Raw genomic sequence first — 24681 nt, forward strand, 5'->3', positions numbered from 1 at the left:
GTCGATGGTGACGGTCTGTTCGGCCTGCCGAGCATTCCTTTCCTGTTGGTCCTCCCTGAAGGTCAAACTTGGCGCGGGTATCCCCCGCGCCTTTTTCTTTTGCCTCAGGCTCTTGTAGCTTGGGCGCGACCGGGACGGCTTGCGCCTGCGCAAGGCGCTCCGCCGGCGGATGGGGAAAACTGGATCACCGTCCCCTTCACGGCCCAACCGGGAGCGACACATGCCCGCGCGTACCCGCAAGGAACTCCAGGATCTGAAGGCCGAGCTGGCCGCCACGGGCGCGGAGACCGCCGCTGCCCCCAAGCCCCGCCGCCACCGGGCCGCCGCGCATCCGCATGCCCCCGAAGCGCCCCCGCCGGACGTGGAGGCCCCCTCCCCCGAGGCTCCGGCCGCCGCGTCCGAAGCGGAGGCCGCGGCGGAAGCGGAGCCCGAGACCGCCACCTTCGACCAGTTGCACGCCCTCGTCCGCGATCTTCAGGAGGCGCTCCATGAGGCGACCGAGAAGGCCGAGGACGCCGTGACCAGCCATCCCGCCGCCGCGCTCGCCTCCGCCTTCCTCTTGGGGCTGCTGGTGGGCCGCGCCTGGCGCTGACGTTCCGCGCCGGCCCCGCGCCCGCGCCCTTCCATTTCCGGGGGACATGACATGAAGCTCGACGCCGCCGCCCGCAATCTCCGGGTTCTCCTGCGGGCCGATTCCATCATCGCCGAGGTGCGCATGCGCACGCTCGCCACCCGCCTTGCGCTTTATGGCCTTGCGGCGCTGGTGGCCGGCTTCGGCCTGCTGATGCTGGATGCCTCGCTCTATCTCGCCTTAAGCGAGAGCTGGGGCCCGGTGAAGGCCGCCGCCGCCACCGGCGGGCTCAATTTGCTTCTGGCGCTGGTGCTGGTGGGCCTTGCCGCGCTGGTGAAGCCGGGCCGCGATCTCGATTTCGCGCAGGAGATCCACCAATCGGCGCTGGACGCCCTCATGGGCGAACTGAAGACCGCCGAGCAGGACGTCTCGGCGCTGGCCTATGCGGTGCGCCACCCGCTCGATTCCGCGCTGCCGGCGGTCGCGCTGCCGCTCATCACCGGCCTCATCAAGGCCCTGCGCAAGCCCAAAGCCTGAGACGGGCGGCACGGATCACGCCTTGCGGACCCAGCGCCCGTTCTCGTCCTGCTGCCAGTAGGTGAGCGTGTAGCCGGCGGCCTTGGCCTCGCGCCAGCGCTCGCGGGCGGCGGCCACCGCCGTCTCGTCCCGCCCGTCGAACATGTGCACCACCCGCACATAGGGCGAGGCGTCCGCGAGGCGCGCCCCGTCCACGAGGAAGCGCACTTGCGCGTCGTTGGGATTGGCTTCGTCCAGCGTCAGCAGCACCGGCTGGCGCTCCGGGCGCGGCTGGGCGTCCGTGCCGTGGGGCAGGAAGGACGCGTCGTTATAGGTCCACAGATGGGCGTCGAGCGCATCGCGCCGCTCCGGCGAGCCCGCCTGCACCACGCAGCGCCACCCCCGCTCCAGCGACTTCTCCAGCAGCACCGGCAGCGCGTGCTCCAGCGGCCGGCGCTCCAGATGGTAGAAGAGGACTTCGGTCATGCGGTCCTCATGATCGCGGCCCGGCCCGCGCTCAGTAATGATAGCGGCACTGGGCGATCTCCAGGCTCTGGTGCGGCGGCTTGCCGGCGACCCGATAGACGAGACGGTCCTGCAAGGTGATGCGCCGCGACCACCAGCCAGAGAGGTCGCCCTTCAGCGGCTCCGGCCGGCCGGTGCCGGAAAAGGGCGTGCGGCGGCATTCCTCGATCAAGGCGTTCAGCCGCTCCAGCACGTTGCGGTCCGCATCCACCCAATGGAGATAATCCTCCCAAGCGCGGGTGGCGAACACCAGCTTCACGGCACCACAAGGTCGCGTTCGCTGCCGCCGCCGGCTTCAAGCTCGGCCACGCCTTCGCGCAGCCGCGCCGCATTGGCGGGGGAGGAGAGCAGATGCAGCGTCTCCTCCATGGCGCTCCAGTCACTCAAGGAGACCATCACCACCGCCTCCGCCTTCTGGCGGGTGATGACTACCGGCGCATGGTCCTCCACCACCCGGTCCATCACCTCTTTGAGGTTGGCGCGGGTGTCGGAATAGCTCAGCACGTCCATGGCACGGGGTCGGGTCATATGCGATTATATGTACGAAAATCCGTACAACTCAAGGCAAGCCCCGACCGCCGGAACGGCCGGGGACACGCGCTCACTTCTCGTAATTGTCTCGCACCAGTTGGTCGAGCAGGCGCACGCCCCAGCCCGCGCCCCAGCTCTTGTTGATGTCGCTGGCGGGCGAGGCCATGGCCGTGCCGGCAATGTCGAGATGCGCCCACGGCGTCTTGTCCACGAAGCGCTGGAGGAACTGGGCGGCGGTGATGGAGCCGCCGTTGCGCCCGCCGGTGTTCTTCATGTCCGCGAACTTCGAGTCGATCAGCTTGTCGTATTCCGGCGAGAGCGGCATGCGCCACACCTTCTCGCCGGTGGCGGCGCCTGCGGCGGCAAGCTGCGTGCTCAGCGTGTCGTCATTCGAGAAGAGGCCGGCATTCTCGGTGCCGAGCGCCACCATGATGGCACCGGTCAGGGTGGCGAGGTCCACCATGAACTTCGGCTTGAAGCGGTCCTTCGTGTACCAGAGCACGTCCGCCAGAACGAGCCGGCCTTCGGCGTCGGTATTGATGATCTCGATGGTCTGGCCGGAGAGCGAGGTCACGATGTCGCCGGGGCGCTGGGCGGCGCCGTCGGGCATGTTTTCCACGATGCCGATGACGCCCACCGCGTTCACCTTCGCCTTGCGTGCGGCGAGCGCATGCATGAGGCCGGTGACGCAGGCGGCCCCGCCCATGTCGCCCTTCATGTCCTCCATGCCGGCGGCGGGCTTGATGGAGATGCCGCCGGTGTCGAAGGTCACGCCCTTGCCGATGAAGGCGACCGGCGCCTCGCCCGGCTTGCCGCCGTTCCAGCGCATGACGACGACGCGGCTCTCCTTGATGGAGCCCTGCCCGACGCCCAGCAGCGCCCGCATGCCGATGCGCGAGAGCGCGGCATCATCGAGCACTTCCACATCCACGCCCACGGCGGAGAGCTCGGTGGCGCGGCGGGCGAATTCCGGCGGATCGAGCACGTTCGAGGGCTCGTTCACGAGATCGCGGGCCAGCAGCACGCCGTCGCCCACCGCCTCGCGGGGCGTCCAGGCACGCACGGCCGCGGCAGCGTCCGGCACCAGCAGGGTGAGGGTCAGCGTCACCGGATCGGTGTCGCCTTCCTTCTTCCGGGTCTTGTAGCGGTCGAAGACATAGGAGCGCAGGCGCGCGCCGAGCGCGATCTCGGCCGCCGCCTCGGGGGCGAACTTGGCGCCGGGCAGATCGGCAAGGAGGGTCGCCGCCGTGGTGCCGCCGGGGATCTTGCCCGCCGCGATGCCACCGAGGCGCAGGAAATCGGTGGGCTTCAGTTCGCCGGCCTTGCCGGTGCCGAGCACGATGAGGCGGGCCACATCGAGCCCTTCGGGGGCGATCAGTTCCAGCGCACCGCCGAGCTTGCCCTTGAAGCGGTCCGCCTCGAAGGCGCGCTTGATCTGACCGAGGGCGGGCTTCAGCAGCTTCTGCGCCTCGCGGCCGAAATTCAGCGCGTCATCGACGAGGACGAGGAGGACGCCGCTCGGCGCCGCACCGTGCTTGGCGAAGGCAATGGTCACGGGCTCGGACATGAAGCACTCCAGACAGGTCAACGAAATTCAATAGTCGCTCAACCCTGTCTAAAGCCCCCATCCGCAGGAGGGAAGCCGCCCGAGGCCGGGGCGGCGCAAAAGCCGCTCCCGCCGTCACGCGGGGCTGCGGAAATCCTGCCAGCTGCGGGTAGGGAAATCATAGAGGCGGCCGGTCTCCGCGACATCCGTGCGGCACATGGCGACGATGGCCTCCGCCGCCTCTTCGGGGGTCGGCAGCGTCATCGGATCTTCGCCTGGGAAGGCCTTGGCGCGCATGAGGGTGCGGATGGGACCAGGATTGAACAGGTTCACCTTGAGCGCGGTCGTCACCGTCTCCGCCGCCCAGGTGCGGCCCATGGCCTCCAGGCCCGCCTTGGTGATGGCATAGGGCCCCCAATAGGCCCGCCCCTTGTGCGCGGCGCCGGAGGAGATGAACACCGCCCGCCCCGCCGGCGCCATGCGCAGCAGCGGATCGAGCGAGCGGATGAAGCGGTAGTTGGCGGTCAGGTTGATGTTCACCGCCTTGTCCCAGTCCTTCAGCTCCACGTCGCGCATGGGGGTGAGCGGACCGAGGAAGCCGGCATTGCCGACGAAGACATCGAGCCGGCCATAGCGCTCGTAGAGCGCGCCGCCGAGGCGGTCGATCGCGTCGTAATCGGTCACGTCCATGGGAACGAGGGTGGCGGTGCCGCCGGCGGCGGTGATGGCGTCGTCCAGTTCCTCCAGCGCGCCCTGCGTCCGGCCGAGCGCCACCACATGGGCGCCACCGGCACCGAGCGCCCGCGCCACGGCCGCGCCGATGCCGCGCGTGGCGCCGGTGACGACGGCGATCTTGTCGGCAAACGGGCGCTCACTCATTCCGATGTCCTCGACTGGAAACACAAAAGGCGCGGACCGGTCTATCCGGTCCGCGCCTGTCTGTCAGCGGGTCAGCTTGCCGCCGGGCACGCCCGGCGATCCGTCAGCTCGCTTCGGCCAGCAGCGAAAGCTGCTGGGAGGCGACCGCGCTCGCCTTGTCGGTGAGCGGGGTCGGGTAGTCGCCCGTGAAATAATGGTCGGCGAACTGCGGCCGCACCGGATCGCGCTCGCAGCCGAGGGCGCGATAGACCCCCTCCACCGTCAGGAAGGCGAGCGAGTCGGCGCCGATATAGCGGCGCATGCTCTCCAGATCGTGGGTGGCGGCGAGCAGCTTATCCCGGTCCGGCGTGTCGATGCCGTAGAAATCCGGGTGGGTGATCGGCGGCGAGGCGATGCGGAAGTGCACCTCGCGGGCGCCCGCCTCGCGCATCATCTGCACGATCTTCACCGAGGTGGTGCCACGCACGAGGCTGTCGTCCACCAGCACGATGCGCTTGCCTTCCACCACGGAGCGGTTGGCGGAGTGCTTCATGCGCACGCCCTGATCGCGCACCGTCTGGGTCGGCTGGATGAAGGTCCGGCCCACATAATGGTTGCGGATGATGCCGAGCTCGTAGGGGATGCCCGAGGCGCGGGAGAAGCCGATGGCCGCCGGCACGCCCGAATCCGGCACCGGCACGATCACGTCCGCCTCGGCCGGGCCTTCCTTGGCGAGCACTTCGCCGAAGGCCTTGCGCACCTGATAGACGGAGCGGCCGCTCACGACCGAGTCGGGACGGGCGAAATAGATGTACTCGAACAGGCAGGGACGCGCCGCCGTCTCGGGGAACGGCTTGAAGGACTGCACGCCCTCCTCGTCGATCACGATGACCTCGCCATTCTCCACGTCGCGCACATAGCGCGCGCCGATGATGTCGAGGGCACAGGTCTCGGAGGCGAGGATGGGAGCGCCGTCCAGCGAGCCCAGCACCAGGGGGCGGATGCCGAGGGGATCGCGGGCGCCGATGAGCTTGTTGTTGGTCACCGACACCAGCGCATAGGCACCTTCCAGCGCGCGCAGGGCGTCGATGAAGCGGTCGATGAAGCGGTTCTTCTTGGAACGGGCGACCAGATGCAGGATCACCTCCGTGTCCGTGGTGGACTGGGTGATGGCGCCGTCGCGCACCAGCTGCTTGCGCAGGGTGAGGCCGTTGGTGAGGTTGCCGTTGTGGCCCACCGCGAAGCCGCCGGCGTCCAGCTCGGCGAACAGCGGCTGCACGTTGCGCAGCAGGGTCTCGCCGGTGGTGGAATAGCGCGTGTGGCCCACCGCGATGTGGCCGGGCAGGCGCTCGATCACGCGGCTGTCGGAGAAGGTGTCGCCCACGAGGCCGAGGCGGCGCTCGGAATGGAAGCGCCGGCCGTCATAGGTGACGATGCCTGCGGCTTCCTGGCCGCGATGCTGGAGCGCATGCAGGCCGATGGCCGTGATGGCGGCGGCATCGGGATGGTTGAAGATGCCGAACACGCCGCATTCCTCGCGCAACGTATCGCCGTCGAGGCCGAGGTCGATGGTGTCCTCCCGCGAGCCGGCCGCGGCGGGCTCGTAGGTGGCGTGATGTCGGGCGACCTCGTGCGGGTCTTCCAGATGCAACGGTTTGCCCCCCGGGGCGGCGGTGTCCAAATCCATCGATGCCTCCGCTCGGCGGCTCACTGGCCGCTGGCGCGCGTGCTTTCGAGCAGTTGTTCGAACCCTTGCCGCGCATCGCGGCGGTATCCGGCTTGACTGACTTCGATGCTGGTGCTCGCCCCAGCAGCGAACGTGGTTCTCCCCCCACGCTCCGTACGCGGGCCGTTGGTCGAATCGGGGGGTGTGGACCCGTCATCGCTGGCCGGCGGCTTCTTTAGCCGTTTCAAGATGGTGTTTTCCGGATCGTCCGGCAACAAGGAGACGATCCAATTTCCCGCGTTTTGCATCACCGGGCGCGACTTGGCGTTCAGCACCCACGGCGGCTGGGACTTGTCCGGCACGAGCCAGTTGAAGAAGAGGAAGGCGATCACCATGACGAGGAAGCCGCGGGCGAGGCCGAAGGCGAAGCCCAGCGTGCGGTCGAGCGCGCCGATGCGGCTGTCCAGCACCGCGTCCGACAGGCGGGCGCTCAGGATGGTGACGATGAGCAGCGTGCCGAGGAAGAGGCCGCCCACGGTGACGGCGGTCGCCACCATGTCCTGCGCGATGTACTGCTTCGTCACCGGCAGGAGCTGCGGATAGAAATAGACGGTGACGCCGGCGGCGGCGACCCAGGAAACGATGCTCAGCACTTCCCGGATGAGGCCACGCACCATGGCGAGAAGGCCTGAAATCAGCATCACGCCGATCAGGATCAGATCAAGCAGCGTCACTGGCATCGGTGCGTGGATCCGTCAGTGCGGCCGCGTCGGCTCTGGCCGGCGGTCGGTGGGAAAATGGCGGAGCGCCGTGAGCGGCGACGTATAGCGGGCGTGCGGGGCGCCGTCATCATCCCTCTTCATCCGACATCGCGGGCTTGGGCATCGCTGCTCTGCGCGGAGCGCGGGCGGCGATCCCGGCCACGAGGCCGGCAAGGGAGGAGATGGTGTCCACTTCCAGCCCGCTGGCGCTGCCGTCGGCAAGCTGGGGCATCACCACCTTGTTGAAGCCGAGCTTGGCCGCCTCCTTGAGGCGGGCCGCCGCCTGGGAGACCTGCCGCACCGCGCCCGTGAGGCTCACTTCGCCGAAGAAGACCGCATCCGACGGCAGCGGTGCGCCCGTAAGGGAAGAGACCAGCGCCGCCGCAACGGCAATGTCCGCCGCCGGCTCGCTGATGCGCAGGCCGCCGGCCACGTTCAAATAGACGTCATGTCCCCCGAGCCGCACGCCGCAGCGGGCGTCCAGCACCGCGAGCACCATGGCAAGGCGCGCCGAATCCCAGCCCACGACCGCGCGGCGCGGCGTGCCGAGGCTGGAGGGGGCGACCAGCGCCTGGATCTCCATGAGCAGCGGGCGCGTGCCCTCCATGCCGGCGAACACCGCCGTGCCGGGCGCCCCGGCATCGCGATGGGAAAGGAAGAGTTCGGAGGGGTTCGGCACCTGCGAGAGGCCGGTGCCGGTCATCTCGAAGACGCCGATCTCGTCCGTGGGCCCGAAGCGGTTCTTCTGGGCGCGCAGGATGCGGAACTGGTTGGCGCCGTCGCCCTCGAAGGAGAAGACCGCGTCCACCATGTGCTCCACCACGCGGGGACCGGCGATCTGCCCGTCCTTGGTCACGTGGCCGACAAGGATCACCGCCGCCCCGCTTTGCTTGGCGTAGCGCACGAGCAACTGGGCGGAGGTGCGCACCTGCGTGACCGTGCCGGGGGCGGATTCCACGGAATCGCTCCACAGGGTCTGAATGGAATCGATCACCACGAACTGCACCGCCGCCCCGGCGGAGAAGGTGGCGAGGATGTTCTCCGCATTGGTCTCGGCGGCGAGCGCCACAGGCGCCTGGGCGAGACCCAGCCGGCCGGCGCGCATGCGCACCTGATCCACCGCCTCTTCGCCAGACACATAGATAACGCGGTGCCCGGCCTTTGCGAGCGCGGCGGACGCCTGGACGAGCAGCGTGGACTTGCCGATGCCGGGATCCCCGCCCAGCAGAACGATGGAGCCGGGAACGAAGCCGCCGCCCGCCACCCGGTCCAGTTCGCCGATGCCGGAGACGAGGCGCGGGGCGGGCTTGGCCTCACCGTGCAGCGTCTCCAGCGGCACCGCCCGGCCCTTGCGGCCCGCGCGCTGGGCGGCAGGCACGGTGGCGGCGAGGTTCGTCTCTTCCGAGATGGTGTTCCAGCCGCCGCAGGCATCGCACTTGCCCTGCCAGCGGTTATAGACGGCCCCGCAGGACTGGCAGACATAGGACAGGTCGCGTTTCGCCATCACACCTCGCCTAGAGCGCGATCCGAGCGGATTGAATCCATCCGCTCGGTGGATCGCCCTCTGACCTCAAGAAAGAGCACGCACCCGTGGCTGGCGGCAGTTCCCGTGCGCCACATAGCATTCCCCATGCGCTGGGTGTAATGCCCGCATGGCGGCCATGAGCAAAGGGCCATTCTCATTTGTGCACCAACGCTATAGCTTGCCATCCTTCCCCTCTCCCTTCCTGAAGGACTGCGCCATGGCGCCGGGTTCCGTCGAGCTGCTCGTTCTCATTCCGTTTCCGCCCCATGAACTGGCGCGGCTCGAGGCCGTCTTCAAGGTGACCTATGCGCCGACGCCCGAGCAGCGCGCGGCGGCCATCGCCGCCAAGGGGCCGGACTTCCGCGCCGTCCTGACCCACGGCACCGCCGGCATGACCGCCGCCGAGATGGACGCCATGCCCAAGCTCGAGATGATCTCTTGCTTCGGCGTCGGCTATGACCGCATCGACGTGCAGGCGGCCATCGCCCGCCGCATCATCGTGACCCACGGTCCCGGCACCAACACCATTTCGGTCGCCGATCACACGTTGGCGCTGATGCTCGCCGCCATCCGCCGCATCGCCTCGCAGGACCATGCCGTGCGGCAGGGCCAGTGGCACGAGGCCCGTCATTCGACGCCCGAACTCACCGGCATGCGCCTCGGCCTCATCGGCTACGGCTCCATCGCGCGGGAAGTCGCCCGCCGCTGCGAGGCCGGCTTCTCCATGACGGTCGGCTACCACAGCCGCCGCAAGGCCACCGACACGGCCCACACCTATTATGAGACGCCCCTCGCCTTGGCCGAGGCGTCCGACGTGCTGGTGGTAGCGGCGCCCGCGAATCCCCAGACGCGGCACATGGTCAACGAGGCGGTGCTCACCGCGCTCGGCCCCAAGGGCTACCTCATCAACATCGCCCGCGGCTCGCTGGTGGACACCGACGCGCTGATCGACGCCCTCAATGCGGGCCGCATCGCCGGCGCGGGTCTCGACGTGGTGGATGGCGAGCCGGTGGTTCCCGCCGCCTTGCTGCAGGCGCCCAACCTCGTCATCACGCCCCACAGCGCGGGCCGCTCGCCCAATGCCGAGGACAACATGACCACCTTGGCGCTGCGCAACCTCAATGCGCATTTCCACGGCCGGCCGGTCGAAACCCCGGTTCCGGAGTGCGCCAAGGCGGCCGCCTGAGCGCCGAACCTTTCGAAAAGGACGCCGCCCGGCGCCGCCGGGCGGGTCAGCCGGCCTTGCGGAAGGCCATCGGAGCGCCCGCGCTCAGCAGCAGCTCGATCTCGCTGAGCACGGCATCGGCGTCCGCAAAGGCAAGGTCCGTCTCCGCCCCATCCGCATCGGGCACGAGGGGGGCCCCATCGGCCTCGCGGGACAGCACATCGTGCAGGAGCGAGAGCTGGGCCGTTTCCTGCACGGAGCGCTCATATTCGCGCTCGGCGAGCAGATAGATCGCCTCCCGCCAGACCGACGCGGCGTCCGCATAACGGCCGGAGGCGACGAGATCCGCCACGAAGGCGTCTTCGGGGGAGAGAGCGGGGCTGAGGTCCATGGGCAGCCGGTCCTGCCGCGAATCGGCTCGCGGGTGCGGAGAATCATCGCTGCGCCGCGCCGCCGCTGTCGAGCCTTGCCTCACCGCAACCGCCACCCGATTCACTCTGTCGCACCCGGCAGGCCGGGCGCGGCGCCGCGTCAGTGGCGGTCAGGGAAACGGTCCTCTCGGGCGAGATTGCCGAAGCGGGTGAACTGCGCCTCGAAGTGCACCTTCACCGTGCCGGTGGGGCCGTGACGCTGCTTGCCGACGATGATCTCAGCCATCGCCTCGCAGGCCTTCATATCGGTCTCCCACTTGAACCATTCCTCGGTTCCGGGCTTGGGCTCGCGGCTCTTGAGGTAATATTCCTCGCGATACACGAACATGACCACGTCGGCGTCCTGCTCGATGGAGCCGGATTCGCGAAGGTCCGAGAGCTGCGGGCGCTTGTCGTCGCGGCTTTCCACCTGACGGGAGAGCTGGGACAGCGCCATGATGGGCACGTTCAGCTCCTTGGCCAGCGCCTTGAGGCCGGTGGTGATCTCGGTGATTTCCTGCACGCGGTTGGAGCTGGCCTTGCCCGAGCCCGACAGGAGCTGGAGATAGTCCACCACCATGAAGTCGAGGCCGCGCTGGCGCTTGAGGCGGCGGGCGCGGGCCACGAGCTGGGCGATGGAGATGCCGCCGGTGTCGTCGATATAGAGCGGCACCACCTGCATGGACTGGGCGGCGGCGGCGAGCTTGGAGAACTCGCTCTCCGAGATGTCGCCGCGCCGGATCTTGTAGGAGGCGATCTCCGCCTGCTCGGCCAGGATACGGGTGGCGAGCTGCTCGGACGACATTTCGAGCGAGAAGAAGCCCACCACGCCGCCGGACACCGCCTCGATGGAGCCGTCCGGCTTCTGCTCGCCGCGATAGGCGGAGGCGATGTTGTAGGCGATGTTGGTGGCGAGCGAGGTCTTGCCCATGGCCGGGCGCCCCGCGAGGATGATGAGGTCCGACGGCTGGAGGCCGCCCATCTGGGCATCGAGATCGTCGAGCCCGGAGGCGATGCCGGAGAGGTGGCCCTCGCGCTGGAAGGCGCGGCTCGCCATGTCCACCGATTCGCGCAGCGCATCGCCGAAGCGCACGAAGCCGCCGTCGTAGCGGCCGGATTCGGCGATGGCGTAGAGGCGCTTCTCCGCTTCCTCGATCTGGTCCTGTGGCTGCGCCTCGATGGGCGCGTCATAGGCGTCGTTGACGATCTCCTCGCCGATGCGGATCAGCTCGCGCCGCACCGAGAGATCATAGATGGCCCGGCCGTAGTCCTCCGCATTGATGATGGTGGTCGCCTCCGCCGCGAGGCGGGCGAGATATTGCGGGCCGTTGAGGCCGCCGACGTCCAGGTCCGCCGGGAGGAAGGTCTTCAGCGTGATGGGCGTCGCGATCTTGCCGGCGCGGATCAGCGAACCGGTCAGATCATAGATGCGGCCGTGCAGGGGCTCGTAGAAATGCTCCGCCTTCAGGAAGTCGGAGACGCGATAGAAGGCCTCGTTATTGACGAGGATCGCGCCCAGCAGCGCCTGCTCGGCCTCCACATTGTGGGGCGGCTGGCGATAGGCGGGCAGGTCCTCCTTCGACGCGGCAAGATCGAGCATCGGTCACGTTCTGTCTGGGTGGGCGGCTCCCAGATGTACCAGATCGTAGCCGGCTTTTGCGGAGGAGATGCGCCTGCCGTCCCGTGTGAAGAATTGTGGGGATGCGCCGGCTGCCACGCTTGCGGGCCGCACGGTGCCTGGATTTCCGGTTGCCCACAGGGCTGTGGGCAACCGGTGGGTACCGCCGCTATTCGCCGGCGAGCCGGAGCGGCGGCGCGTGCACCGCAAACTCCGCCGCCCGCAGCCGCTCTTCCGCCGCCGCGAGATAGTCGCGGGTGATCGGCACGGCCTCCTGCCGGCGGGCCAGCTGGATCTGGAACACCATCATGTTCTGGTGGCGGAAGGCCATCTCCGAACCCGCCAGATAGAATTCCCACAGGCGGCAGAAGCGCTCGTCCGTCAGGCGCTTGGCCTCTTCCCGGTGGGCCATGAAGCGCTCCCGCCAGGCCTTGAGCGTCTCGGCATAATGCAGGCGCAGGATCTCGATGTCGGTGACGATGAGACCCGCCTTCTCGATGTGCGGGAGCACTTCGGAGAGCGCGGGAATATAGCCGCCGGGGAAGATGTATTTGGCGATCCAGGGATTGGTGACGCCGGGCGGCTCCTGCCGGCCGATGGCGTGCAGCATCATCACGCCATCCTCCTTGAGGAGGTCATGCGCCTTGCGGAAGAAGGTGCCGTAATGGGCGACGCCCACGTGCTCGAACATGCCCACCGAGACGATGCGGTCGAACGTCTCCGGCACATCACGATAGTCCTGCAGGCGGAAGTCCACATGCCGGTCGAGGCCGCGCTCCTTCACCCTGCCCTGGGCCACCGCAAGCTGCTCCTTGGAGAGCGTGACGCCGGTGACGTCGGCCCCACCCACCTCCGACATGTAGAGCCCGAGGCCGCCCCAGCCGCAGCCGATGTCGAGCAGCTTCAGGCCGGGCCGGTCCAGCATCAGCTTGGCGGCGAGATGGCGCTTCTTGGCAAGCTGGGCATCGTCCAGAGACTGGTCCGGATGCTCGAAATAGGCGCAGGAATATTGGCGGTCTGAATCAAGGAAAAGCGAATACAGGCGTCCGTCGAGATCGTAATGGTGCGCGACGTTGCGCTGGGAGCGGCCGCGCGGATTGAACTGGGCGATGCGGCGTCCGGCCATGCGGGCCAGCAGCATCAGGCGCGAGGCGATGGTCGGCGTGGTGACGCCGGGTTGGGCCATCACGAGGTCCAGGAAATCGGTGATGCTGCCCTTCTCGATGACCAGCGTGCCGTCGGTGATCGCCTCGCCGATCTCGAGTTCCGGATCGAACAGCACCGCGCGTTCGGCCGCCTTTGTGGTGAAACGGATATGAACCTTCGGATCACCCGTGCCGGCCACATAGGTCCGGCCGGTGGCGGTGGTGACGCCGAGACTTCCACGGGTCATCACGCGCTTCAAAACACGCTCAAGCAAGGCCTCCATTGCACAGCCTCCATCTGAAATGTGCCCGCCTCCCCGACCCGGGCCTCCCCTCCCGGCGGAATGGACGTCGCTCGGCAGCCCCCATGGCGGCCAGAGCAGCTATTTTCATTTCATTCGAACAATCCGTCGCTCCCGTCCGCACGGTTTCGGACAAGGTGGCAGCGGTGATGGCGCATCGGGTTTCCAGCCGCTGATGCGGCCCAACTCTCGGAAACGCTACGGACAGGAGAAAGTGGCGGGATACCGCACAGTTTTGATGCAATCCGCCGGAGTGCCGACAGAAGCAGCAAATGACACCACCGAATTGACATTTCTGCAACATGCCGCAACGGCAGATCCAAGAGGCCGTTAAGGGGCGGCGCCTCGGGCGCGCGCACATCTTCTCGCCCTCCGAAGAGCGCGATTTTCCGCGCCTTTCGACGATGAAGACAGCATCGGACTTTTCAAAGCGCACGGAGGCACGCCGCAAAGTACACGCGAACGTGTACTTGCCCGCGTCGCGACCCGTGCGTCCTACGGGGACTCAGGGGGACGACATGATGCAGCCGGAGCACTCCGGCGCGGCGCACCACTCCGATCGGGGCTCACGCCGTCCCGCGCACCCGCCAGCGCCCCGGACACAAAAAACCCCGCCGGAGGACCGGCGGGGCTGTGTCTTGAAGTCCGGGGTCGACCGGGACCGATCCGATGGAATCAGGCCTGCGGCTGCGGCTCGGGATTGCCGCCCGGACGGGGACGGTTCTTGCCGGCGCCGGCGGTGGGAACGGTCGGGCCACGCGGGTTGGCGGGCTCGATCACCGTGTCGCGCACCGGGGGCTTGCCGTTCAGCAGGTCCACGATCTCGTCGCCGGTCAGCGTCTCGTACTCGAGCAGGCCGCGGGCCAGCGTCTCCAGGTCCACCGCCTTCTCCGAGAGGATGCGCTTGGCCTCGACATAGCCCTCGTCCACCAGACGGCGCACTTCCTTGTCGATGGTCTGCGCCGTCGCCTCGGAGACGTTCTGGGTGCGGCCCATGGACATGCCCAGGAACACCTCGTCCTGGTTCTCGCCATAGGCCACCTGGCCGAGTTCGTCGGAGAAGCCCCAACGCGTCACCATCATCTTCGCGAGGCGGGTCGCCTGCTCGATGTCGGACGCCGCGCCGGAGGTCACCTTGTCATGGCCGAAGATGAGCTCTTCCGCCACGCGGCCACCCATCATGATGGCGAGGCGCGAGGTCATCTGCTCGTAGGACATGCTGAGCTTGTCCCGCTCGGGCAGCTGCATGACCATGCCGAGGGCGCGGCCGCGCGGAATGATGGTCGCCTTGTGCACCGGATCGGTGGCCGGCACGTTCAGCGCCACGATGGCGTGGCCGCCCTCGTGGTAGGCGGTGAGCATCTTCTCTTCCTCGGTCATCACGAGGGAGCGACGCTCGGCGCCCATCATCACCTTGTCCTTGGCGTCCTCGAACTCGACCATGGTGACCATGCGCTTGTTGCGCCGGGCCGCCATGAGCGCCGCCTCGTTGCAGAGGTTGGCGAGGTCCGCGCCGGAGAAGCCAGGCGTGCCGCGGGCGATCACCTTGAGGTTCACGTCCGGGGCGATCGGGATCTTGCGGGCATGCACCTTCAGGATCTGCTCGCGGCCCACCACGTCCGGGTTCGGCACCACGACCTGGCGGTCGAAGCGGCCGGGACGCAGCAGCGCCGGATCGAGCACGTCCGGACGGTTCGTGGCGGCGATGAGGATGATGCCCTCGTTCGCCTCGAAGCCGTCCATCTCCACGAGGAGCTGGTTGAGGGTCTGCTCGCGCTCGTCATTGCCGCCGCCGAGACCGGCGCCGCGGTGGCGACCCACCGCGTCGATCTCGTCGATGAAGATGATGCACGGGGCATTCTTCTTCGCCTGCTCGAACATGTCGCGCACGCGGCTGGCGCCGACGCCCACGAACATCTCCACGAAGTCGGAGCCCGAGATGGTGAAGAAGGGCACGTTGGCCTCACCCGCGATGGCGCGGGCGAGCAGCGTCTTGCCGGTGCCGGGCGGGCCGACGAGCAGCACGCCGCGCGGGATGCGGCCACCGAGCCGCTGGAACTTCTGCGGATCACGCAGGAAGTCCACGATCTCGGTGAGGTCGCTCTTGGCCTCGTCGATGCCGGCCACGTCCTCGAAGGTCACGCGACCGTGCGCCTCGGTCAGAAGCTTAGCGCGGCTCTTGCCGAAGCCCATGGCCTTGCCGCCCGCGCCCTGCATCTGGCGGGACAGGAAGATCCAGACGCCGATGAGGGCGATGAAGGGCAGCCAGGACACCAGCAGGCTGACGAACCACGGCACGTTGTCAGACGGCGGGCGGGCAGTGATGGACACGCCCTTGCCGTAGAGCCGCTGGACGAGCGTCGGGTCGCTGGGGGCATAGGTCTGGAACTGGCGGCCGTCCGTGAAGGAGCCCGAAATATTCGGCCCCTCGATCACGACGTCGCGCACCCGGCCCTGGTCCACGTCCGAGAGCAGCTGGGAGAACGAAATGTCGTTCGCGCTGCTCCGCTGCCCCGGGCTCTGGAAGAGCGAGAACAGAGCCAGCAGCAGCAGGACGATGATCACCCAAAGGGCGAAATTGCGTAGGTTGGCGTTCATTGGTCCCTCATGGGGCGCAGCAATCCGTTCCGGAGCGGCTTACACAGACAAACGAAGCCTGCTCCCCTCCACGTCCCGCGGCGTCCACCCGTAATTTAGGGGTCGCCCCCCTCCTTGCCAAGGACGAGTGCCCCGCTCGTTCCTGAATTTGCGGCGAGGTGGGCTGCCCCTGCCTGTCGCGCCGGTGCCTGGACGATAGACAGACTGCCTTGCTTCAGGGTGACCAGGGCTCCTGCCAGAGTACGCCGCAGACGGCCCGGCTGGATCACCGCCGCGCGAAGGGCTTCCAGCAGCCGCTCCGCCTTGGCGAGTTCCACGGGCCCCTCGGTGGCGCGCAGCGTCAGCGCCCTCATCAGCAGGCGCAGCGCGATTTCCTGCGGCAGGCGAAAAAAGCCCTCCGCATCAAGGCGCGTCCCGGCCTCGTCGTCCCAGCCGCCATGCACCAGCAGCTTCTGCGCGGCATCGGTCGCGGCCTCCAGCGCATCGTCCGCCCGCGCCGCCCGCTGGGCCAGCACGGCGAGACGCGCGGCGTCCAGCCCTTCCGCGCCCAGCAGGGGCGAGATCGCCCGCAGGCGCGGGCGGGCATAGCGCGTGTCCTCGTTACTTGGATCGCGCACGAAGGGGGTGCCGGACACCGCCAGCGTGGCAACAAGCCGCGCCTTGGCGATGGACAGGAAGGGCCGCAGCACGGCGAGGCCGTTGCGCCGGCTCACCGGCCGCATGGCGGCCAGCCCGCCGATGCCGGAGCCGCGGCAGAGGCGGAACAGTACGGTCTCGGCCTGATCGTCCTGGGTATGGGCAAGCGCGAGGCCATCCAGCCCGTTCTGCCGGGCGAAGGAGCGCAGCAGGGCGAAGCGCTCGTCGCGGGCCGCCTCCTGAATGCCGGAGCGCGGCTTCGGCCCGCGCCACGGCAGGATCACATGGGGCAGGCCCAGTTCTTCGCACAGGGCACCGACGGCGAGTGCCTCGTCCGTCGCCTCGGGGCGCAGGCCGTGGTCCACCGTCGCCACGAAGAAGCTCGGGCCGTCCAGCAGGCCATAGCGCCAGATGCGGGCGAGCACGAGCATGGCCGTGGAATCGGGGCCGCCCGACACGCCGAGAAGGATGCGCCGGTGGCCGCGGAAGATCCCGAACAGCCCCTCGAGTTCTTCCTCCTCGATGGGAGGCGCGTAGTCCTGCTCAGCAGCCTGCACGTTTTTGCTCACGCTCCACAGCTTGACGCACATTCGATGTAGCCCGAGGGAACTTCCGGTCCACCTCGGCGAAAGTTGCGCAAGCCGCCTCCCGTTCGTTCAGCGCGGCCAGCGACTGGCCGAGACGAAGCAAAGCATCGGGTGCCCGCGTGAAGTTTGGATATTTTGTCGAGACCTGCAGAAACTGCTCTGCCGCCTCCTTATAGGTCTGCCGCAAATAGAGCGTTTCGCCAAGCATGAACGTGGCGTCGGGCGTCAGGCGGTCCGAGGGATAGGTCTGCAGGAACTGCTTAAAGGTCTGCTCCGCCTGCGGATAATCCTGCCGCTGCACGTAGGAATAGCCGAGGTCGTAGAGGTCCTTGGGTGTGGACGCTGCGGCAACACCGGCGGCCGCAGGGGGCCGCTGGGCGCCCGAGCCGATGTCGAGCGGCGCGCCGGCAGGGCGCGGCGGCGCCACGGACGCACTGGTGGGTGAGCCGAGCGGCTGCGGCACGCCGGGCGCAGCGGGATCCTCGGAGGGCTCGAACGCGTCCGACCGGCGGCCTCCGGTGGCAACGGGGGGCGTCACGGGCGGGCGCGGCGCCGTCGCGGCGGCCGGCGGCACGCCGCCCGCACCCCGCGCACCGAGCTGCTGCTCGAGCTGTTGATTGCGATACTGCAACTGTTCGATCTGGCCGGTGAGCACGCGCAACTGGTTTTCGATGCGCTCCACACGCATCAGAAGCTCGCTCTGCTGGTTGGCGACCGTATCGTTCTGAACATTCGCCGGCGGCTTGAAGATGTCGCCAAACAGCCCGTTGCCCGACTGCTGTGCCAGCGCCGGCCCGGTCAGCAAGGCGGCAGTAGCCGCCAGAAGTGCAATCTTGACGAGGGCGGAATGTTTCATGGCGCCATACGCTGAAAACACTGATCAAACTAGGGAGCTGCCTCCCTCGCGTCTCACCTTAGGCGTTCGATAACGTCCAAAGTGTGGCCCCACAACGACTGTATCAAATCGCAAAAGCAAAAGAGCCGGCGTGGAGGACGCCGGCTCTCTAGCACGAAACGCAGGTAACTTAGGAATGCCTCGGCGGGGGCAGAGACATTCTTTTTGTGACCAAGCCTCAGCTCGTCGGATTGAGCACGGTGACGGCGCGGCGGTTCTGCGACCAGCAGGAGATGTCGTTACAGACAGCAACCGGCCGTTCCTTGCCGTAGGAGATGGTCCGCATGCGGGCCGGATCGATGCCGCGTGAGGCGAGATAGTCGCGCACGTTCTGGGCGCGCTTGGCGCCGAGCGCGATGTTGTATTCGCGGGTGCCGCGCTCGTCCGCATGGCCTTCGATGGTGAAGGTGTAGCGGTTATACTGCTGCAGCCACTGCGCCTGGCGGTCCAGAATGGCGCGCGCCTCGGGCGAAAGGTCGGTCTGGTCGGTGTCGAAGAAGACACGGTCGCCCACGGAGACGACGAACTCCTGCGGCGAACCGGGAGGGCCGCCGGCCCCGTTCATGCCAGCCCCGCCATTGGCGTTCGGATTGTTGGCGCAGGCGGCAAGCGCCAGCATCACACCGATCATGGCGGCGAACCGGAAGCCGCGCGCAAAACCCAAATGAAGCATTCCGGTGTCTCCCTTCGTGACTCAACCCGGATGGTAACGTTAAGAGCCTGACCTCGGCGCCGGGGCGCGGCCATCCGCTCTCATCAAAGCCTGACGTGCTCTAGCAGCCGCCTGGTTAAGCGGAAGTTCCGCCATCCCGGCCATTCCACCCTCGGACCCGACGTCAACGCCGTTGGACCCCACGACCGCTTTTTATGGTTCGCAAATTCTGAAGATGCCTTTGAGCGCGATCCGAGCGGATTGAAACAATCCGCTCGGTGAATCGCCCTCTAAACTCTAGAAAGAGAACGCGTGATCCGATCCCATTGCGATGCAATCTGATCGGCGCGTGCTCTAGCGGGCGATGCGCCGGCACACAGCCTTGGCGCGGAACCCTGAGTGGGCGCCACCCGTGGCGCCATCATGGCAAAGGCATGGAGCCACGGGGGCGGCGGCCGGTGTGGCCGGCGCGCAACAGGCGCCTTCCGCTCAGGAGCGCAGGGGCGACCAGGCCGGGTCCGAGCCGTAGCTCGGGGTGGGCACGCGCTGCTCGTTGTAGCCGGTCACGTCGATGGTGAAGAGGTTCGGTCCGCCGCCACCGGGCGGATCGCGGAAGAACATGATGACGCGGCCGTTGGGCGCGAAGGTCGGGCCTTCATTATGATAGCCCTCGGTCAACACGCGCTCTCCCTGCCCGTCAGGCCTCATCACGCCAATGGCGAACTTGCCCTCGGCCTGGCGGGTGAAGGCGATCACATCCCCGCGCGGCGACCAGACCGGCGTGTTGTAACGGGCATTGCCGAACGAGATGCGGCGCTGGCCCGAGCCGTCCGCATTCATCACATAGATCTGCGAGGAGCCGCCGCGATCGCTCTCGAAGCAGATCTGGCGGCCGTCCGGCGAATAGCAGGGCGCGGTGTCGATGGCGGGCGTGTCGGTGAGGCGGGTGGTCGCCTTGGAGCGCAGGTCCATCACGAAGATGTTGGCATTGCCCCCCTGCTGGAGACTCATGATCACCCGCTGGCCGTCCGGCGAGAAGCGCGGGGCGAAGCTCATGCCGGGGAAGTTGCCGACGATCTCGCGCTGGCCGGTCTCGATGTTCAGCAGGAAGACGCGCGGCTCCCCCTGCGCGTAGGACATGTAGGTGATTTCCTGGCTGGTCGGGGAGAAGCGGGGGGTCAGCACAAGGGCATCGCCGCGCGTGAGATAGGTCACGTTGGCGCCGTCCTGGTCCATGATGGCGAGCCGCTTCACGCGCCGGTCCTTGGCGCCGCTCTCATCCACGAACACGATCCGGGTGTCGAAATAGCCCTTCTCGCCGGTGAGACGCTCATAGATGGCGTCGGCGATGATGTGGGCGACGCGCCGCCAGTTCTCCGGCTGGGTGAAATACTGCTGGCCCATGAGCTGCTGGCCGGCGAACACGTCCCACAGACGGAATTCCGCCTTCAGGCGCCCGTCGCCCTGGCGGGTGACGCGGCCGGTCACGAGGCCCTGGGCATTGATGACCCGCCAGTCCTGGAAGCGCGGGGCGAGATCGGGATTGCTGATCTGCTCCACGAAGGCCTTGGGATCGATGGGCGCGAACAGGCCGGAACGCTTGAGATCCGCCGTGATGACGCCGCTGATCGCCCGCCCCTGATCGCCCTCGCCGATGAAGTCGGTGACGGCGATCGGAATGGGCTGGGGCGTGCCCGAGGTAATCTCCAGCTTCAGCGCCGCCTGCGCTGCCGGGGCGCCGAGGAGCGAAGCCCCGGCCGCCGCCGCGCCGCCGACGAGGACGGACCGGCGCGAGAGGCGTGGATCGAGGCGATCGGTCAGCAGGCGCGGAAGATGGATCATGGCAGTCTCTTCGATTAGTGGGCCCGGCCGAGCATGTCCTTCAGGCTGAAGCCCATCTCGATCTCCTTCCAGACCGCATATTTGTTGGCCGGAAGGAAGGTATAGGGCGCACAGCGGATGATGGCGCGCAGGGCGCTGTCGGCGAAGGCAGGTCCATAGGGGGAAGATGCAGGCGTGACGCCGGACAACTGCGGCTGCATGGCCAGCGATCCGTCCTGCTTGAAGGAAACGACGATGGTGGCGCGCAGGTCGCTCGCCTCGGAGGCGCCGGCCGGCGGGCCCCAGCACGACTGGATGCGGGCGCGCAGCGCGTCGATCTCGCTCTGGGTCAGCGTCTGGGCCGCGCCGTTGGGCGAGCCGAGCGCCGCCGTCTGCGACACCTGCTGGTCGGCCGCCGCATTGCGCTGGGGCGTGCGCTTGTCGAGCAGGGCCGCGATGCGGTCCGCATCGAACTTCTGCTCCTGCTGCGTCTTGGCGTCATTGTTCGCGCGCGTCGGCTGGGGCGTCGGCGGCGGAGGCGGCTTGCGCTGCGGCAAGGGCGGCGGCGTCTGGGCCTTCGCCTCCTGCTTCTGCTCGTCCTTCTTGGGGTCCGCCTTCAGGCCCTCGTCGGCCTTCTGCTCCGGCGGCGGCTTGTCCGCCTTCGGGGGCGCGGGCTTGGGCTCGTCGGGCTTGGGCTGCGGCGCAGGGGTCGGGGGCTTGGGCTCCTCGGGGCGCGGCGGCGCGGGCGTGGGGGGCGGCGGAGGTGGGGGCGGCGGAGGCGGCGCGGTGGGCTCGATCTCCTGCTTCTCCGACACCTTCAGATTGGGATCGTTGACGGGCTTGGGCGCGTCCACCTTCTCGGCGACGACCTTCTTCACCTCGGTCTTCTTGCCCTTCTCGTTGCCCTTCGTCATCTGCGAGAGGTCCGAGGCGGAGATCACGTCCACATTGATCGGGTCGGGCTGGGGCGTGTCGAAGGCGCTCGGTGCCGAGAAGGACACCAAGGCAAGAACCAGCACCGCCCCGTGGGCAATGCTCGATGCGGTGAGGCCGACACGCATCGCTCTTCGCCTCAGCTCCCCTGTTCGCCTTCGGTGACCAGCGCCACACGCTTGAAGCCGGCGGCGGACAGGCGGCCCATGACCTGCATGACCGTGCCGTAATTCACCGTCTTGTCGCCGCGCACGAAGATGCGCTCGTCATAGCCGTTCTTGGCGATGGCCTGCAGCTTGGGCACCAGTTCGTCGAGCTTGATCTCGGTTTCCTGCAGGAACACCTGACCCTTGTTGTTCACCGAGATGGTGAGCGGGTCCTTGTCCTGATTCATGGCCTGGGCCTGCGTCTTGGGCAGGTCGAGGGGCACGCCCACGGTCAGCATCGGGGCGGCCACCATGAAGACGATGAGCAGCACCAGCATGACGTCCACCATGGGCGTCACGTTGATCTCGGCCATCATGCCGCCGTTGCGCCGGCGGCGCGACCGCCGGCTCTGCCATGCGCCTCCGGCGCCGCCGCCCATGCCCATGGTTCAGCCCCGCTCGTCGATCTGGCGCGACAGGATGGCGGAGAACTCGTCGGCGAAGCCTTCGAGCCGCTGCGCCTGCCGCGACGCCTGATGGACGAACTTGTTGTAGAAGATGGTCGCGGGGATGGCCGCAATGAGGCCCATGGCGGTCGCGAAAAGGGCTTCCGCGATGCCCGGTGCCACAACCGCCAGATTGGTGTTCTTGGACGCCGCGATGGCCTGGAACGAGGTCATGATGCCCCACACCGTGCCGAACAGGCCGATGAAGGGGCCGGCCGAGCCGACCGTCGCCAGCACCAGAAGCTTGCTTTCCAGCGCCTCCACCTCGCGGGAGATGGTGACGTCCATCACCTTCTCGATACGCTGGTTGAGGCCGGTGAGGGATTTGGCCCCGCCCTCATAGGTCCGCTTCCACTCGCGCATGGCGGCGACGAAGATGGCGGCCATGGCCTGGTTCGGCCGGCCGGCGAGGGAGCGGTACAGTTCCTCAAGGCTCTGGCCCGACCAGAAGACCTGCTCGAAGCGGTCCATTTCCTTGCGGGTGCGGGTGAACAGCAGGGTCTTGTCGATGATGATCGCCCAGACCCAGATGGACGCGGCCACAAGGCCCAGCATCACCAGCTTGACGACGAAATGCGCCTGGAGAAACAGCCCGATGAGCGAGATGTTGGCGGTCGGCGCCGCAAGCGCGGCCGATCCGACGTCCGCCTGTGCCCAGGCCGCGGAGGCCGCAAGCACGAGCGCCGTCGCCAGCGCCGGTGTCCACTTCTTCATCGACGCCCCCACGCCCGGATGGCAGGTCTCATCTTCAATCCTCGGCTGGCCCGGCCCGCGCAAAGCGGCAGGCATCGCCCGTCCGTCGTTCCAAATTCAGGAAGCACACCCGCTCTTTCGAGGGGGAGTGCGTCCAAACTTGGGCGAGCGGCCGCGATGCAGCATGCCGGCGGCGGTTCGGACCCTACGGGGATTAAGCTTAAGGGAGGGTTATCGCTGCGGTGCGACAGCACCGGCCACGACGGTGGCATCCTCCAGCGTCGCCCGGCGCAGGGCGTCGGGAATGCGCTTGGCCCGGCCCTGCGAGACGAAGGCAACCCGCACCAGCGCTGAAACCAGCTCCTCCTCGCCCCGCCGCACCGACTGGGCGAGCGTGATGGAGGCCCCGGCCACATCCCTGGACAGGGTCACGACCTCGAGCACGTCGTCGATGCGCGCGGGCTTCTTGAAGTCGATCTGCATGGAACGCACGACGAAGTGAAAACCGGGCGCCTCGGCGGCGGCCTCGGCAAAGAGTTCGCCCTGCACCACGCCCAGCAGGCGCATGTAGTCGGAGCGGCCGCGCTCCATGAACTTCAGGTAATTGGCGTGATAGACGATGCCGGAGAAGTCGGTATCCTCGTAATAGACGCGCAGGCCGAGGCAGTGGCCGCCGGGAATGAGCCGGCCGGCGAGATGGGGATAGGCCTCGCGCTCGCCCGGGGTCGTGGCGCGCTCGCCGGTGAGGTCCAGTTTCATTCCATCGTCCTCAAACTTTGATCCGTTGGGGTGGCCGACCGCCCCTCGGCTGCTGCCGTTCTGAGGCGCGCCTGCACCCGGCCTTGGCCCCCTCCCAACCCTCCCCCGCAAGCGGAAGAGGGCTTTACCGTTTTCCAGTTCGCCGGACGCTGCTCCCTAAGCGCGACAGCCCCCCTCTCCCGCGTGCGGCGGAGGGTTGGGGAGGGGAGGGCACCAAGCGGGACACGTTCTCAAGCTCACGCTTTTCGCGCGTCTCTAATCACCTTCATCGAACAGGGGCAAGGCGCTCGGCGGGCGCTGCGGCTCGGCGAGGCCCAGATGCCGGAAGGCGCCGGAGGTGAGCATCCGCCCGCGCGGCGTGCGCTGCACGAAGCCCTGCTGCACCAGATAGGGCTCGACGATCTCCTCGATGGCATCGCGCGGCTCGGAGAGCGCGGCGGCCAGCGTCTCGACCCCCACCGGCCCGCCGCCATAATGCTGCGCGATCACCGTGAGGTAGCGCCGGTCCATGGTGTCGAGGCCCATGGCGTCGACGTCGAGCGCCATCAGCGCCCGATCTGCGATGGCCCGGTCGATGGCCTCGGCCCCGGCGAACTGGGCGAAGTCGCGCACCCGGCGCAGCAGGCGACCGGCGATGCGGGGCGTGCCGCGCGCCCGGCGGGCGATCTCCCGCGCGCCTTCCGGCACGATGCCGATGCCGAGCAGGCGGGCGCCGCGGGTGACGATGTATTCCAGCTCTTCCAGCGTATAGAAGACGAGCCGCACGGGGATGCCGAAGCGGTCGCGCAGCGGCGTGGTGAGCAGCCCCGACCGCGTCGTGGCGCCCACCAGCGTGAATTTCGGCAGCGAGATCTTCACAGAGCGGGCCGCCGGCCCCTCGCCGATGACGAGATCGAGCTCGTAATCCTCCATGGCCGGATAGAGGATTTCCTCCACCTGCGGCGCAAGGCGGTGGATCTCGTCGATGAAGAGCACGTCGCGCTCTTCGAGATTGGTGAGGATGGCGGCGAGGTCGCCGGCTTTCGCGATCACCGGGCCGGACGTGGAGCGGAAGCCCACCCCCATCTCGCGGGCCATGATCTGGGCGAGCGTCGTCTTGCCGAGGCCCGGCGGGCCGACGAACAGCACATGGTCGAGCGCCTCGCCCCGCGCGCGGGCAGCCTGGATGAAGACTTCCAGATTGGCGCGGGCCTGCGCCTGTCCGACGAAATCGGCTAGCCGCTGCGGACGCAAGGTCGCGTCGGCATCGTCCTCGGGACGGGAATCGGCGGTCATCAGACGGGGAGCCATGCCGCCTTGTGCCACCATGCGCGGCC

General features: G+C 68.0%; 24 protein-coding genes. 3 read left to right on the forward strand and 21 right to left on the reverse strand.

From position 1 onward, the window contains the following. Window positions 1–220 precede the first annotated feature (220 nt). Window positions 221–592: a hypothetical protein gene (locus DFO45_RS08095; protein WP_133864489.1), complete on the forward strand. Its 372-nt coding sequence runs from the start codon at window positions 221–223 to the stop codon at window positions 590–592. A gap of 51 nt (window positions 593–643) precedes the next feature. Further along, window positions 644–1108, forward strand: coding sequence for a phage holin family protein (locus tag DFO45_RS08100; RefSeq protein ID WP_133864490.1), 465 nt, complete (start codon window positions 644–646; stop codon window positions 1106–1108). 15 nt (window positions 1109–1123) lie between these two features. On the opposite strand, the gene DFO45_RS08105 is transcribed toward DFO45_RS08100, so the two are convergent. The 8 genes from DFO45_RS08105 to radA form a co-directional block, all read right to left on the reverse strand. Continuing rightward, on the reverse strand, window positions 1124–1573 hold the full coding sequence (locus DFO45_RS08105) for a DNA polymerase III subunit chi (RefSeq protein WP_133864491.1): 450 nt from the start codon (window positions 1571–1573) through the stop codon (window positions 1124–1126). 31 nt (window positions 1574–1604) lie between these two features. Continuing rightward, a complete protein-coding gene (locus DFO45_RS08110; protein ID WP_012169070.1) occupies window positions 1605–1871 on the reverse strand; it encodes a Txe/YoeB family addiction module toxin in 267 nt (88 codons plus the stop codon). Further along, window positions 1868–2140 carry a type II toxin-antitoxin system prevent-host-death family antitoxin gene (locus DFO45_RS08115; protein WP_245517992.1) on the reverse strand — a complete coding sequence of 91 codons (273 nt, stop codon included), beginning with the start codon at window positions 2138–2140 and terminating at the stop codon, window positions 1868–1870. The genes DFO45_RS08110 and DFO45_RS08115 overlap by 4 nt, the downstream gene beginning before the upstream one ends. 73 nt (window positions 2141–2213) lie before the next feature. Continuing rightward, window positions 2214–3710 (reverse strand): leucyl aminopeptidase, encoded by a 1497-nt coding sequence (locus DFO45_RS08120; protein ID WP_133864492.1) that lies wholly within the window; start codon window positions 3708–3710, stop codon window positions 2214–2216. A 114-nt stretch (window positions 3711–3824) separates the two neighbouring features. Then, window positions 3825–4568, reverse strand: a complete 744-nt coding sequence (locus DFO45_RS08125; protein WP_133864493.1) for an SDR family NAD(P)-dependent oxidoreductase — start codon at window positions 4566–4568, stop codon at window positions 3825–3827. Between the two features lie 103 nt (window positions 4569–4671). Beyond that, window positions 4672–6234 (reverse strand): amidophosphoribosyltransferase, encoded by a 1563-nt coding sequence (gene purF, locus DFO45_RS08130; protein ID WP_133864494.1) that lies wholly within the window; start codon window positions 6232–6234, stop codon window positions 4672–4674. Window positions 6235–6254: 20 nt separating this feature from the next. Next, window positions 6255–6953: a CvpA family protein gene (locus DFO45_RS08135; RefSeq protein WP_012169065.1), complete on the reverse strand. Its 699-nt coding sequence runs from the start codon at window positions 6951–6953 to the stop codon at window positions 6255–6257. Between the two features lie 109 nt (window positions 6954–7062). Further along, window positions 7063–8478 (reverse strand): DNA repair protein RadA, encoded by a 1416-nt coding sequence (radA, locus tag DFO45_RS08140; protein ID WP_133864495.1) that lies wholly within the window; start codon window positions 8476–8478, stop codon window positions 7063–7065. A gap of 238 nt (window positions 8479–8716) precedes the next feature. On the opposite strand from radA, the gene DFO45_RS08145 reads away from it, so the two are divergent. Beyond that, the gene (locus DFO45_RS08145) at window positions 8717–9685 is read left to right on the forward strand and encodes a 2-hydroxyacid dehydrogenase (protein WP_133864496.1); all 969 of its coding nucleotides are present in this window, start codon (window positions 8717–8719) and stop codon (window positions 9683–9685) included. Window positions 9686–9731: 46 nt separating this feature from the next. Here the strand turns inward: DFO45_RS08145 and DFO45_RS08150 are convergent, their stop codons facing one another. The 13 genes from DFO45_RS08150 to ruvB all read right to left on the reverse strand — a co-directional run bounded on the left by DFO45_RS08150 (window position 9732) and on the right by ruvB (window position 24655). Beyond that, window positions 9732–10055: a hypothetical protein gene (locus DFO45_RS08150; protein ID WP_043878817.1), complete on the reverse strand. Its 324-nt coding sequence runs from the start codon at window positions 10053–10055 to the stop codon at window positions 9732–9734. A gap of 140 nt (window positions 10056–10195) precedes the next feature. Further along, the gene (locus tag DFO45_RS08155; RefSeq protein ID WP_012169061.1) at window positions 10196–11674 is read right to left on the reverse strand and encodes a replicative DNA helicase; all 1479 of its coding nucleotides are present in this window, start codon (window positions 11672–11674) and stop codon (window positions 10196–10198) included. A gap of 187 nt (window positions 11675–11861) precedes the next feature. Then, window positions 11862–13121: a cyclopropane-fatty-acyl-phospholipid synthase family protein gene (locus DFO45_RS08160; protein ID WP_133864497.1), complete on the reverse strand. Its 1260-nt coding sequence runs from the start codon at window positions 13119–13121 to the stop codon at window positions 11862–11864. Window positions 13122–13814: 693 nt separating this feature from the next. Beyond that, window positions 13815–15737: an ATP-dependent zinc metalloprotease FtsH gene (gene ftsH, locus DFO45_RS08165; RefSeq protein WP_012169059.1), complete on the reverse strand. Its 1923-nt coding sequence runs from the start codon at window positions 15735–15737 to the stop codon at window positions 13815–13817. Window positions 15738–15832: 95 nt separating this feature from the next. After that, the gene (gene tilS, locus DFO45_RS08170) at window positions 15833–16930 is read right to left on the reverse strand and encodes a tRNA lysidine(34) synthetase TilS (protein WP_052285834.1); all 1098 of its coding nucleotides are present in this window, start codon (window positions 16928–16930) and stop codon (window positions 15833–15835) included. Further along, complete coding sequence (gene ybgF, locus DFO45_RS08175) at window positions 16917–17816, reverse strand: tol-pal system protein YbgF (RefSeq protein ID WP_133864498.1); 900 nt, start codon at window positions 17814–17816, stop codon at window positions 16917–16919. The genes tilS and ybgF overlap by 14 nt, the downstream gene beginning before the upstream one ends. 217 nt (window positions 17817–18033) lie before the next feature. Next, window positions 18034–18528 (reverse strand): peptidoglycan-associated lipoprotein Pal, encoded by a 495-nt coding sequence (gene pal, locus DFO45_RS08180; RefSeq protein WP_012169056.1) that lies wholly within the window; start codon window positions 18526–18528, stop codon window positions 18034–18036. Window positions 18529–18996: 468 nt separating this feature from the next. After that, window positions 18997–20349: a Tol-Pal system beta propeller repeat protein TolB gene (gene tolB / locus DFO45_RS08185; RefSeq protein ID WP_012169055.1), complete on the reverse strand. Its 1353-nt coding sequence runs from the start codon at window positions 20347–20349 to the stop codon at window positions 18997–18999. A gap of 14 nt (window positions 20350–20363) precedes the next feature. Next, entirely contained in the window at window positions 20364–21389 is a 1026-nt protein-coding gene (locus DFO45_RS08190; RefSeq protein WP_012169054.1) for a cell envelope integrity/translocation protein TolA, read from the reverse strand. Between the two features lie 11 nt (window positions 21390–21400). Continuing rightward, window positions 21401–21853 carry a protein TolR gene (gene tolR, locus DFO45_RS08195; protein WP_012169053.1) on the reverse strand — a complete coding sequence of 151 codons (453 nt, stop codon included), beginning with the start codon at window positions 21851–21853 and terminating at the stop codon, window positions 21401–21403. A 3-nt stretch (window positions 21854–21856) separates the two neighbouring features. Beyond that, window positions 21857–22627, reverse strand: a complete 771-nt coding sequence (gene tolQ, locus DFO45_RS08200; RefSeq protein ID WP_081433881.1) for a protein TolQ — start codon at window positions 22625–22627, stop codon at window positions 21857–21859. Between the two features lie 210 nt (window positions 22628–22837). Continuing rightward, window positions 22838–23365, reverse strand: a complete 528-nt coding sequence (gene ybgC / locus DFO45_RS08205; RefSeq protein ID WP_133864499.1) for a tol-pal system-associated acyl-CoA thioesterase — start codon at window positions 23363–23365, stop codon at window positions 22838–22840. Window positions 23366–23620: 255 nt separating this feature from the next. Then, complete coding sequence (gene ruvB / locus DFO45_RS08210; protein WP_043879943.1) at window positions 23621–24655, reverse strand: Holliday junction branch migration DNA helicase RuvB; 1035 nt, start codon at window positions 24653–24655, stop codon at window positions 23621–23623. Window positions 24656–24681: the final 26 nt, after the last annotated feature.

The sequence above is a fragment of the Azorhizobium sp. AG788 genome, from assembly GCF_004364705.1.
Lineage (GTDB): Bacteria > Pseudomonadota > Alphaproteobacteria > Rhizobiales > Xanthobacteraceae > Azorhizobium > Azorhizobium caulinodans.

Coding starts and splice junctions, on each gene's coding strand:
- DFO45_RS08095 (WP_133864489.1), top strand. CDS start 221: ATGCCCGCGCGTACCCGCAAGGAACTCCAGGATCTGAAGGCCGAGCTG.
- DFO45_RS08100 (WP_133864490.1), top strand. CDS start 644: ATGAAGCTCGACGCCGCCGCCCGCAATCTCCGGGTTCTCCTGCGGGCC.
- DFO45_RS08105 (WP_133864491.1), bottom strand. CDS start 1,573: ATGACCGAAGTCCTCTTCTACCATCTGGAGCGCCGGCCGCTGGAGCAC.
- DFO45_RS08115 (WP_245517992.1), bottom strand. CDS start 2,140: ATGACCCGACCCCGTGCCATGGACGTGCTGAGCTATTCCGACACCCGC.
- DFO45_RS08120 (WP_133864492.1), bottom strand. CDS start 3,710: ATGTCCGAGCCCGTGACCATTGCCTTCGCCAAGCACGGTGCGGCGCCG.
- DFO45_RS08125 (WP_133864493.1), bottom strand. CDS start 4,568: ATGAGTGAGCGCCCGTTTGCCGACAAGATCGCCGTCGTCACCGGCGCC.
- purF (WP_133864494.1), bottom strand. CDS start 6,234: ATGGATTTGGACACCGCCGCCCCGGGGGGCAAACCGTTGCATCTGGAA.
- DFO45_RS08135 (WP_012169065.1), bottom strand. CDS start 6,953: ATGCCAGTGACGCTGCTTGATCTGATCCTGATCGGCGTGATGCTGATT.
- radA (WP_133864495.1), bottom strand. CDS start 8,478: ATGGCGAAACGCGACCTGTCCTATGTCTGCCAGTCCTGCGGGGCCGTC.
- DFO45_RS08145 (WP_133864496.1), top strand. CDS start 8,717: ATGGCGCCGGGTTCCGTCGAGCTGCTCGTTCTCATTCCGTTTCCGCCC.
- DFO45_RS08150 (WP_043878817.1), bottom strand. CDS start 10,055: ATGGACCTCAGCCCCGCTCTCTCCCCCGAAGACGCCTTCGTGGCGGAT.
- DFO45_RS08155 (WP_012169061.1), bottom strand. CDS start 11,674: ATGCTCGATCTTGCCGCGTCGAAGGAGGACCTGCCCGCCTATCGCCAG.
- DFO45_RS08160 (WP_133864497.1), bottom strand. CDS start 13,121: ATGGAGGCCTTGCTTGAGCGTGTTTTGAAGCGCGTGATGACCCGTGGA.
- ftsH (WP_012169059.1), bottom strand. CDS start 15,737: ATGAACGCCAACCTACGCAATTTCGCCCTTTGGGTGATCATCGTCCTG.
- ybgF (WP_133864498.1), bottom strand. CDS start 17,816: ATGAAACATTCCGCCCTCGTCAAGATTGCACTTCTGGCGGCTACTGCC.
- pal (WP_012169056.1), bottom strand. CDS start 18,528: ATGCTTCATTTGGGTTTTGCGCGCGGCTTCCGGTTCGCCGCCATGATC.
- tolB (WP_012169055.1), bottom strand. CDS start 20,349: ATGATCCATCTTCCGCGCCTGCTGACCGATCGCCTCGATCCACGCCTC.
- DFO45_RS08190 (WP_012169054.1), bottom strand. CDS start 21,389: ATGCGTGTCGGCCTCACCGCATCGAGCATTGCCCACGGGGCGGTGCTG.
- tolR (WP_012169053.1), bottom strand. CDS start 21,853: ATGGGCATGGGCGGCGGCGCCGGAGGCGCATGGCAGAGCCGGCGGTCG.
- tolQ (WP_081433881.1), bottom strand. CDS start 22,627: ATGAAGAAGTGGACACCGGCGCTGGCGACGGCGCTCGTGCTTGCGGCC.
- ybgC (WP_133864499.1), bottom strand. CDS start 23,365: ATGAAACTGGACCTCACCGGCGAGCGCGCCACGACCCCGGGCGAGCGC.
- ruvB (WP_043879943.1), bottom strand. CDS start 24,655: ATGGCTCCCCGTCTGATGACCGCCGATTCCCGTCCCGAGGACGATGCC.